Raw genomic sequence first — 1,307 nt, 5'->3', positions numbered from 1 at the left:
TTGGGGGATTTTGGGGGATTTTGCAAAGGTCTCAGCCTTTAATCCAAGTTTTGCACCTGCTTTTACCAGGCCAAATGCGCCTGATAGGACGGCTTTTCGGGCAACTGTTGCTTCAACCGTTGCATTTACAGTTTGTTTTGCCAAATACCCTTCATAACGAGCCTTCATAGCTTCCGTTTGAAATTTACGATATAAATTATCAGAAACAGACCTATTCCAAGGCTGCTTATCCCAGTGTGCTGTATGCTGACCGTTATAAGTAACAGATTTACCTTTAATATTAATATCACCGGCAAATAAATAAGAACTTCCCAAAAAAAAGAAGAAAAACAAAATTAATTTATTCATTTCGTACTTTTTCTATTTCCTTCTTCTCTTCTATAGATCTATTTAAATCAGCCATGAACTTAACCATATCAGGATCTGATGGACTCGGTTTTTTTGGATTTGTATTCATTAAATAAAAATCATCATTATCAGATAATTTATTATTAGATTTAAATTTATTTTGAATGAAACCTAATAAATTTATAACTAGATAAGATGCCATCATGAAATATCTAATTTCATTAGGAATAAAAATAATATTTAAAAAATGCAATAAATAGAGAAGAACAAAAACAAGATTAAAAATTCTAATAAACATAATACTAACTTTCGTAATGGTTGCTGAAAGTTAGATTATATAGCCACGTCATTTAAAAATCATCCAGCCCACCACGACCGGAACGAACACACCAAGATAAAAATAAAAGTCCATCATGGTTTTACCTTAATTTCTGCCATATTAACCTAATACCCCAAACCGCTACCATGATGGCAACTACTGACCAGCCTATATAGGATCCGTCCTTCATGCTGTCTATCGGGTTACACTCAGGCAATTCAGCTTTTAAAATCTGTTCCCCATATTTCCAGCCAAACTTTGTAAAATTAAGCTGATAAAGCTTTCCGTCATCGCCAATTTTTGGAGGCACTAAACTGAAATAGACGTTTTCGGCATCCTGACGGGTTGCGTAACAATTATTTCCGACTTGGTAGCCCATTATTTAGATTCTCATATCAATTAATATTCAGACGACCTTTAAGGGGTCGTCTGAAATATGCTTCAAATTAACGCAATACGCGGCGGATCAGCTGAATAGCGAAGATTGAAGCGATAATACCCAGTACGATAGCCGCAACGGACAATGCATCAGTTTTTGCAGTAGCCAGGTCAGTTTTCACGCTTTCAGGTACTTCGGCCAATGCTTGAGTAGCAAAAGCCAGAGGGGCAGCGGCAACAACGGCCAGTTTTGCGCCGTATT

At 36.6% G+C, this 1,307-nt stretch carries 3 protein-coding genes and 1 pseudogene; all 4 read right to left on the bottom strand.

Translation table 11 applies throughout. The features are described from left to right. A pseudogene (locus HMPREF2700_RS08940) lies at window positions 1-348 on the bottom strand (hypothetical protein); the annotation flags it as partial. Continuing rightward, complete coding sequence (locus tag HMPREF2700_RS08935) at window positions 341-646, bottom strand: hypothetical protein (RefSeq protein WP_070591631.1); 306 nt, start codon at window positions 644-646, stop codon at window positions 341-343. The pseudogene HMPREF2700_RS08940 and the gene HMPREF2700_RS08935, both read right to left, overlap by 8 nt. Before the next feature lie 121 nt (window positions 647-767). Further along, window positions 768-1,046 carry a hypothetical protein gene (locus tag HMPREF2700_RS08930; RefSeq protein ID WP_070591630.1) on the bottom strand — a complete coding sequence of 93 codons (279 nt, stop codon included), beginning with the start codon at window positions 1,044-1,046 and terminating at the stop codon, window positions 768-770. A 67-nt stretch (window positions 1,047-1,113) separates the two neighbouring features. Next, window positions 1,114-1,307 (bottom strand): major capsid protein (locus HMPREF2700_RS08925; protein WP_070591629.1); only part of this gene is annotated, 194 nt, incomplete at its 5' end.

Source organism: Neisseria sp. HMSC068C04, assembly GCF_001810105.1.
Classification (GTDB): domain Bacteria; phylum Pseudomonadota; class Gammaproteobacteria; order Burkholderiales; family Neisseriaceae; genus Neisseria; species Neisseria flavescens_B.
Note: the sequence above shows the minus strand (reverse complement) of the source record. Positions and strands in the feature narration are given on the sequence as shown.

Coding starts and splice junctions, on each gene's coding strand:
- HMPREF2700_RS08935 (WP_070591631.1), bottom strand. CDS start 646: ATGTTTATTAGAATTTTTAATCTTGTTTTTGTTCTTCTCTATTTATTG.
- HMPREF2700_RS08930 (WP_070591630.1), bottom strand. CDS start 1,046: ATGGGCTACCAAGTCGGAAATAATTGTTACGCAACCCGTCAGGATGCC.